Annotated in this window: 9 protein-coding genes and 1 pseudogene; 5 read left to right on the top strand and 5 right to left on the bottom strand. The window is 63.1% G+C overall.

The window, feature by feature from the left end:
* Window positions 1-395: transposase (locus ACE04F_RS01115; protein WP_486104169.1), on the top strand; the 395-nt coding region annotated here is incomplete at its 5' end.
* 155 nt (window positions 396-550) lie between these two features.
* Here ACE04F_RS01115 and codA read toward each other — a convergent pair.
* The 5 genes and pseudogenes from codA to ACE04F_RS01090 form a co-directional block, all read right to left on the bottom strand.
* Window positions 551-1,798 carry a cytosine deaminase gene (codA, locus tag ACE04F_RS01110; protein ID WP_486104167.1) on the bottom strand — a complete coding sequence of 416 codons (1,248 nt, stop codon included), beginning with the start codon at window positions 1,796-1,798 and terminating at the stop codon, window positions 551-553.
* Window positions 1,799-1,810: 12 nt separating this feature from the next.
* Window positions 1,811-3,082: a cytosine permease gene (gene codB / locus ACE04F_RS01105; protein WP_486104165.1), complete on the bottom strand. Its 1,272-nt coding sequence runs from the start codon at window positions 3,080-3,082 to the stop codon at window positions 1,811-1,813.
* 274 nt (window positions 3,083-3,356) lie between these two features.
* A pseudogene (locus tag ACE04F_RS01100) lies at window positions 3,357-3,527 on the bottom strand (alpha/beta fold hydrolase); the annotation flags it as partial.
* Between the two features lie 2 nt (window positions 3,528-3,529).
* A complete protein-coding gene (gene queD / locus ACE04F_RS01095; protein WP_025212792.1) occupies window positions 3,530-3,886 on the bottom strand; it encodes a 6-carboxytetrahydropterin synthase QueD in 357 nt (118 codons plus the stop codon).
* Between the two features lie 82 nt (window positions 3,887-3,968).
* Complete coding sequence (locus tag ACE04F_RS01090; protein WP_486104162.1) at window positions 3,969-5,048, bottom strand: patatin-like phospholipase family protein; 1,080 nt, start codon at window positions 5,046-5,048, stop codon at window positions 3,969-3,971.
* A 162-nt stretch (window positions 5,049-5,210) separates the two neighbouring features.
* On the opposite strand from ACE04F_RS01090, the gene ACE04F_RS01085 reads away from it, so the two are divergent.
* The 4 genes from ACE04F_RS01085 to ACE04F_RS01070 are packed head-to-tail and all read left to right on the top strand — an operon-like array spanning window position 5,211 to window position 7,808.
* The gene (locus tag ACE04F_RS01085) at window positions 5,211-5,519 is read left to right on the top strand and encodes a PepSY domain-containing protein (protein ID WP_486104160.1); all 309 of its coding nucleotides are present in this window, start codon (window positions 5,211-5,213) and stop codon (window positions 5,517-5,519) included.
* A complete protein-coding gene (locus tag ACE04F_RS01080; protein WP_486104158.1) occupies window positions 5,519-5,830 on the top strand; it encodes a PepSY domain-containing protein in 312 nt (103 codons plus the stop codon). The genes ACE04F_RS01085 and ACE04F_RS01080 overlap by 1 nt, the downstream gene beginning before the upstream one ends.
* On the top strand, window positions 5,830-6,498 hold the full coding sequence (locus ACE04F_RS01075) for a response regulator transcription factor (protein ID WP_305495857.1): 669 nt from the start codon (window positions 5,830-5,832) through the stop codon (window positions 6,496-6,498). The genes ACE04F_RS01080 and ACE04F_RS01075 overlap by 1 nt, the downstream gene beginning before the upstream one ends.
* Window positions 6,495-7,808, top strand: coding sequence for an ATP-binding protein (locus tag ACE04F_RS01070; protein ID WP_486104156.1), 1,314 nt, complete (start codon window positions 6,495-6,497; stop codon window positions 7,806-7,808). The genes ACE04F_RS01075 and ACE04F_RS01070 overlap by 4 nt, the downstream gene beginning before the upstream one ends.
* Window positions 7,809-7,845 lie beyond the last annotated feature (37 nt).

Here is a 7,845-nt window from a genome sequence, read left to right as displayed (position 1 = left end):
TAGCTGGCTTGGGCAATCAACTCAAGCGTTGCATGAAAGTTGAAGGCATTGGCCTGTTGAGTGGTGCCCGTTTGCTCACGTCGTTTCAGCGTGGGGATTTCAGAAATGCCGATGCCTTTATCGCTTTTCTAGGCCTAGACCTGCGTATATCGGATTCAGGGAAAAAGAAGGGGCGCCGCTGCCTGTCTAAGCGAGGTGACCCGGAGGCACGTCGATTGATGCATAACGCCGCGATGTCGGCGAGGCGCACAGCGGCATGGAAGGGTTTTTATGAGGCACTGAGGACCCGGGGGCTCAGCACAACCGAAGCATTAGTCGCACTGGCCCGCAAGCTTGCCCGAGTGGTATTCGCCCTGCTGAAGAATCAGAGCGAATACTTACCGAAAGGCATTTAAGGGGTAGCCCTGCACCATAGAATCTCCCACAGTTTAATCGGCTGCGGCCACGAAATTTGTATACGGCACAGAATCCTGTGGGAGCGAGCTTGCTCGCGAAGACGGCGGCAAGTCCAACCTTGCTGTAACCGAACCGCCGCTATTGCGAGCAGGAATCAACCCCGTTGCGGCCCAAACTCCACCACCGGCATCTGCCGCTTCATCAACACTTCACCCTTGCGAATCGAGTAAAGCGGCAGGCCCTGGCTGCGGATCACTTCGTAGTCGCTGTCGGCCGAAAGGATCAACAGGTTCGCCGGGCGTCCGGGCTCCAGCCCGTAACGTTCGCCCAGGGCCATGGCCTTGGCGCTGTTGTCAGTGACCAGATCCAAAGCGCTTTGCAGGTTGCGGTAGCCGAGCATATGGCAGATGTGCAGCCCGGCTTCGAGCACGCGCAGGATGTTGCCATTGCCCAACGGATACCACGGGTCGACGATCGAGTCCTGGCCGAAGCAGACGTTCATCCCGGCTTCGAGCAATTCATTGACCCGGGTGACGCCACGGCGTTTGGGGAAGTTGTCGAAGCGCCCTTGCAGGTGAATGCTTTCGGTGGGGCAGGATACAAAGCTGATGCCCGAGTGCCCAAGCAGGCGGAACAGCTTGGCGCAATAGGCGTTGTCGTAAGAGCCCATGGCCGTGGTGTGGCTGGCGGTGACCCGGGCGCCCATGTCGCGGCTGCGGGCCTCTTCGGCGAGTACCTCGAGGAAGCGCGAGTGCGGATCGTCGGTTTCGTCGCAATGCACATCCACCAGGCAACCGGTGCGCTCGGCCAGGTCCATGAGGAATTTCACCGAGCTGACGCCCTGGTCGCGGGTGTACTCGAAATGCGGAATGCCGCCCACCACGTCGGCGCCCATGCGGATGGCTTCTTCCATCAGCTCGCGACCACTGCGGTAGGACTCGATGCCCTCCTGGGGAAACGCGACGATCTGCATGTCGACCAGATGACGGCTTTCCTCGCGCACTTCCAGCATTGCCTTGAGCGCGGTGAGCGTCGGGTCGGTCACGTCGACGTGGGTGCGCACATGCTGGATGCCATGGGCGGCGAGGGCCTGGAGAGTCTTCCTGGCGCGGGTTTTGGTGTCTTCATGAGTGATGGTGGCCTTGCGTTCGCCCCAACACTCGATGCCTTCGAACAGCGTACCGCTCATGTTCCAGCGCGGTTCGCCGGCGGTCAGGGTGGCGTCCAGGTGAATGTGCGGCTCGACGAAGGGCGGCACCACCAGGTTGCCGCCGGCGTCGAGGTCTTCGGGGCCCAGGCTGGGGGCCTCGGTCTGGCGGGCGATGCTGGCGATCAGGCCGTTTTCCAGGTGCAGTTCATGCAAGCCTTCGCGGTTGCGCAGGCGGGCGTTGATGATGTGCATCAAGCGAGTCCTTTATAGGTCTTGTAGGGGCGCGTCAGCGGTGCGAATACCCATTACGCCGATCAATAGCACATACGTTAGCGCGCCGGTGGCGATTCCTACCAGCGGCGCGACCCAGGGTGAATTGAAGGCGGCCACCGTGCCGACGCCGTAAGCGCACAGCCCGGGCCAGTTGAAGGCCGGCAGTTGCGCCGCGGCCAGGCGCGGATAGCGGCCACGCCAGCGGAAGAAGAAGTCGGCCATGATCACCCCGCCAATCGGTGGGATCACGGTGCCGAGCAGGATCAGGTACGGCACCAGCAAATCGTACATGCCCAGCAGCGCCAGCAGCGTGCCGATCACCGCGCCGGCCAGTGTGACGGTCTTGCGTCGGCGGGTGCGCAGCAGGTTGCAGCCGGCCACGGCAAAGTTGTAGATGGTGTTGTCCTGGGTGCTCCAGATGTTGAGCAGAAGCATCGCCATCGCCGCCATGGCGAAACCTTGCAGCAACAAGACTTCGACCACATCGGGCTGCTGGTAGACGATGGCTCCGTAGGCGCCGATCAGCACCATCAGGCCATTGCCGAGAAAAAAACCGATCAGACTGGCCAATACCGCGACCTTTGCCGAACGGGAGAAGCGCGTCCAGTTGGTCGCCTGGGTGGCGCCGCTGACGAACGTGCCGAACACCAGCGTGATCGCGGTGGACCAGTCGAGGCTGCCGGTGGGCACTACCGCGAGCAGGCCATCGAAGCCACCGACCTGCTGCGTGGCGACCCACATCGAGAGGATCAGCAACAGCATCATCGCCGGCACGGCGACGTACGAGAGGATTTCCAGTCCGCGATAGCCGATGTAGGCCGTGGCGCAGAAGCCCAGCCCGAACAGCACCATCAACCCCAGGACGGTGCCCTGGCTCATTTCGAAATACTTGCCCAGCACCACCGCCGCGGTGGCCGTGCCCCAGGCGTACCAGCCGATCTGGGTGAAGCCCAGGATCAAGTCGCTGAGCTTGCTGCCCACCTCGCCAAAACAGAAGCGGCCCATCAGCACCGAATTGAGCCCGCTCTTGAAGGCGATGTAACCCAGGCTCGCCGCGTACAGGCCCAGCAGCAGATTGCCGATGACAATCACGCCGAGCATCTCGGCGAAACCGAACGCCACGCCCAACTTGCCACCGGCAAACATGGTCGCGGTGAAAAAAGTGAAACCCAGCAGCACCATGGCAGTGGAGGCCAGACCCTTGCGGGCATGCATCGGGACTTCGCTCAAGGGATAGTCGTTACCGGGATCGTTCTGAGTCATGTGGCGGTCCTTGCGAAGGAGAGAATGTCGCAAGCGTGCAGCGGCCGTGCCAAACGAGTGATCGCCGGTTATTTATAGCCAATGGGTGGACCGGGTGGGCTTCGAGGAGCAAAAGCGGTGCAGGGAGTGGATCAAATTGGAACACGGATCGTGTTACTCAGCAGTACCTTGTGGGAGCGAGCCTGCTCGCGAATGCGGTATATCAGTCGATGGCTATTTGACTGATCGGACGCTTTCGCGAGCAGGCTCGCTCCCACAAAGGTTGCAGGGGCCCTCAGGCTGGCGAGTGCGACGGCAAGAACCGCATCACCGCCGCGACGATCGCTTCCGGCGCGTCCTCCTGGACCAGATGCCCGGCATTCGGTACAGGATGGAACAGCGCCCCCGGGATCATCTTGTGCAACGCCCGGCCGCGCTCGATGGGGATCCACTGGTCATCCTCGCCCCTCATTCGCCGTGGTAGATGCAGCCGCTGGTGCAGGTCTCGTGGATGCGGATGGCGCTGAGTTCCGGCAGCAGCGGCTTCAACTCGTTCCAGATCCACTTGGCCAGGACTTCGCTGGTGGGGTTCTCCAGACCGGGGATGTCGTTGAGGTAGTTGTGGTCCAGGCGCTCGTAGAGCGGCTTGAAAATCGCCTTGATTTCCGAGAAGTCGCGAATCCAGCCGGTGTGCGGGTCGATGTCGCCACTGAGGTGGATCGCCACCTTGAACGAATGACCATGCAGGCGTCCGCATTTGTGGCCTTCCGGCACGTGGGGCAGGCGGTGGGCGGATTCGAAGGTGAACTCTTTGAAGATTTCCACAGATTTGGCTCTTTAAATGGACGGTCGCGAGGCAGGCGGCGCAGTTTATCAGTTTGATCCCCGCGTTGCGCGAGCGTGCTGACTAAAGGGTCAGCAAACGCTCGCCCAGCCCACCGTTGGCGGTCAGTTCGAGGAACTCGTCGCCGAGGCGGCGGCTTTCGTCCATTGCGGTGCGCCAGTATTTGCGGCGGGCCGGGTCATCGCCCATGAAACGCTTGAAGTCGTTGCGGTCCGGCAGTTTGCCGTAGGGCAGGCGAGCCAGGTATTCGCGGGACGGCGCCAGCAGCAGCACATCCTGCAAGCGCGAGGTATCGCCTCGGCGCCATGGCAGGCCTTTGTCGAACCAGCCGGGAATGACCCGATCGGTGAAGTGCGGATAGAGCACGATGTCCTCGCCGCTATAGGGCAGGTCAAGGTGGTAATCCAGCAGGCCGCCATCGCGGTAGGTGCCCGCGCCGGCGCCGGGCAGGTCGCGCACGCCTTCCATGATCATCGGGATCGAGCCCGACGCCAGCAGTGCCTGGCGCAGGTTGCCGGCCTCCAGCGGCACGAAGCGCGAGGGGAAGTCCGTCAGCGGATGGAGCGGGGGAGCCAGGCGCGGGTCGTGGATGATCAGCCTTTCGAAATGCCGCGACAGCCGCGCCCGGCCGCGCAGGTTGTCGGCGATCACCGAGGACAGCCCCAGGCCCAGCCGGCCGCGATGGTCCTGCGCCAACAGGCCATGACTCTTGACTACCATGATGTTGAGCCGGTAATGCGGGTTGTCGAGGATCGTCAGGTCGCGACCTTCAAGCAGGTCGTCAAGCATGCGCTGCGAGCTCTGGCTGACCCCGGCCATGGTCACGCCTTTGGCGAAGCTCTGCTCGTTGTACAGGATGCCCAGGCGGCGAATGCCCTCGGCGGCGTCCGGCAGACAGGCGCTGGCGAAGCGCCAGGAGCCGACCGATGCGCCGATCAGCGAGCGCTCCCGCGGCGCGGCGGGCAGCCATTCGCCGAACAGCGCCAGGTCCAGCCCCTGGATACCCAAGGCCTTCGGCCCTCCGGCGGCGCCCGGCAGGATGCCGACATCGGCGGCCTGAAGGCCTGCCTGGCGGATGCGCTTGAAGGCGCGACGGCCGGCCTTCAGAGTCAGCGCTGGGAACTTGATGTGAATGGCGGTCATACCGGTCTCGGATAGGTGCAAGCAGCTGATTATAGCGACACAGAAGACCTGTGGGAGCGAGCCTGCTCGCACATTGATCCGGGTTCAATGATGGCAATTCAGTTTCAGTTAAGTTCGTCCCGATACAGTTCCCCGCTGAAGATTATAAAAAGGAGATAACCCGTGAACCGCCTCACTGCCTTTTGCATCGCGACGCTCATGGTCATGGGTACGGGTCTGGCCCAAGCCCGGGACCTCAGTGCCACTGAGGCCCAAAAACTGCTGGACGCTGGTACCATCCTGCCTTTTGATCAGCTCAACGCTGCTGCCCTGGCCAAACACACTGGCGCCACGGTGACCGATACCGAGCTGGAAGAGGAATACGGCAAGTACCGGTACAAAGTGGATCTGCGTGATGCCAACGGCATCGAGTGGGATCTGGAACTCGACGCCGTGACTGGCGAGGTGCTGAAGAATCATCAGGATACGTAATGAAGCTTAATCTGCGCGCCCGCAACCGTTGGGCGCTGGCGCTGCTGGTGTGTTGTTCGATGGCCGTGGCCCGTGACCTGGACCAGGACGAAGCCCTGCAATTGCGCCAGCAGGGCGTGATCCTGCCCTTGGAGCATCTGCTGCAACAGGCGCTGGACCGCCATCCCGGCGCCAAGTTGCTGGAGGCCGAGCTGGAAGAAAAGCACGGCATCTACATCTACGAAGTCGAGCTGCTGGACACCGACGGCGTCGTGCGCGAACTGGACCTGGAGGCCGCGACCGGCCGTTTACTCAAAGATAAGGAAGACTGATGCGCCTGCTATTGGTGGAAGACCACGTTCCCCTGGCCGACGAACTGATGGCCGGGCTCGCCCGGCAGGGCTACGCGGTCGATTGGCTCGCAGACGGGCGCGACGCGGTGTATCAGGGCAGCAGCGAGCCCTACGACCTGATCATTCTCGACCTTGGGTTGCCTGGCGTGCCGGGGCTCGAGGTGCTGGCGCAATGGCGCGCTGGCGGCTTGACCACCCCGGTACTGATCCTCACCGCGCGTGGCTCTTGGGCCGAGCGCATCGAAGGGCTCAAGGCCGGCGCCGATGATTACCTGACCAAACCCTTTCACCCTGAAGAACTGCACCTGCGCATCCAGGCGCTGCTGCGTCGCTCCCACGGCCAGGTCAACCAGCCGACGCTCCAGGCGGCCGGGCTGCACCTGGATGAAGGGCGCCAATGCGTGATTCGTGACGGTGCGGAAATCCAGCTGACCGCCGCTGAGTTTCGCCTGTTGCGCTATTTCATGCTGCACCCGGAACAAATCCTCTCCAAGAGTCATCTCGCCGAGCACCTGTACGACGGTGAAACCGAGCGCGATTCGAATGTGCTCGAAGTCCACGTCAACCACCTGCGGCGCAAACTGGGGCGCAGCGTGATCGAAACCCGTCGCGGCCAGGGCTACCTGTTCGGCGGGCAGGCGCAGTGAGATCCATCCAGCGGCGCCTGAGCCTGGGCCTGATCGGTGTGATGGTGGTGGTCGGCCTGGTGCTCGCGCAGACCAGCCTGTGGTTGTTCGAGTTGGGTTTGCAGCGCTACCTCGAAGCCGGGTTGCGCAATGACAGCGAGAACCTGCTGGTGGCCCTGGTCCGCGGCCCGCGAGGGTTGCAACTGGACGAGCGACGTTTGTCGCCGGCTTACCTGCGGCCGTTTTCGGGGCATTATTTCCGCATCGATTTTGCCGACGAGCATTGGCGCTCCCGCTCCCTCTGGGACCAGGAACTGCCCCGGCTCGACCATCCGGGCCTGCACAGCAACCTGCAACTGGGCCCCGAAGGTCAGAAGCTGCTGGTGCTGCGCACTGACTACCGGCGCCTGGGCCAGGCGATTTCGATCAGCGTGGCCCAGGACTACACGCCGGTGCGTGACAGCTTCCTGCGGATGCAGCAGGTGGGCCTCGGCCTCGGCTTGGCGGGATTGCTGTTGATCCTGCTGTTGCAACGGTTCACGGTACAGCGCGCGTTGCGTCCGTTGGAAAAGGCCCGGGAGCAGATCGCCCAGTTGCAACGCGGCCAGCGTTCGCAACTCGACGAACAAGTGCCGCGGGAGCTGGAGCCACTGGTGGCGCAGATCAACCATTTGCTGGCCCATACCGAAGACAGCCTCAAGCGTTCGCGCAATGCCCTGGGCAACCTTGGCCATGCGCTGAAGACCCCGCTGGCGGTGTTGCAAAGTCTGGCGTCGAACGAGAAGCTCGACCCTTATCCCGAGTTGCGCAAGTTGCTGCTGGATCAACTCGAGCAGGTTCGCCAGCGTCTGAACCGCGAACTCAACCGTGCGCGCCTGTCCGGCGACGCTTTGCCCGGCGCGCACCTGGATTGCGACGCCGAGCTGCCGGGCTTGCTGGCGACGCTGAACATGATCCACGGCGAGCATCTGCACCTGGCTTATATCGCGCCGCCCGGCTTGCACCTGCCCTGGGATCGGGAGGACCTGCTGGAACTGTTGGGCAACCTGCTGGATAACGCCTGCAAATGGGCCGACGCCGAAGTGCGCCTCACCGTGAGCGAGACGCTCGTGGGTTTCCACCTGGCGGTGGAAGACGATGGCCCCGGCATCCCGCCGGACCGCCGCGACCAGGTCTTCAGCCGCGGTACGCGCCTGGATGAGCAGACCGATGGCCATGGCCTGGGGCTGGGCATCGTGCGCGACATCGTCGACACCTGGGGCGGGACACTGGCGTTGGGCGACAGCGAGTGGGGCGGGTTGAAGGTAATGATCGAGCTGCCCAAACGCTGAAGTCCGCACGAACCCCTGTGGGGGGGGGGGGGGGGGG

This window comes from Pseudomonas sp. AGC41 (assembly GCF_057334555.1).
The sequence above is the reverse complement of the archived record's forward strand: the minus strand, read 5'-3'. Positions and strand labels throughout refer to the sequence as shown.

Bases quoted from the DNA above. Each gene is read 5' to 3' on its own strand.
- codA (WP_486104167.1), bottom strand. From the start codon at position 1,798: ATGCACATCATCAACGCCCGCCTGCGCAACCGCGAAGGCTTGCATGAA.
- codB (WP_486104165.1), bottom strand. From the start codon at position 3,082: ATGACTCAGAACGATCCCGGTAACGACTATCCCTTGAGCGAAGTCCCG.
- ACE04F_RS01090 (WP_486104162.1), bottom strand. From the start codon at position 5,048: ATGACCGCCATTCACATCAAGTTCCCAGCGCTGACTCTGAAGGCCGGC.
- ACE04F_RS01080 (WP_486104158.1), top strand. From the start codon at position 5,519: ATGAAGCTTAATCTGCGCGCCCGCAACCGTTGGGCGCTGGCGCTGCTG.
- ACE04F_RS01075 (WP_305495857.1), top strand. From the start codon at position 5,830: ATGCGCCTGCTATTGGTGGAAGACCACGTTCCCCTGGCCGACGAACTG.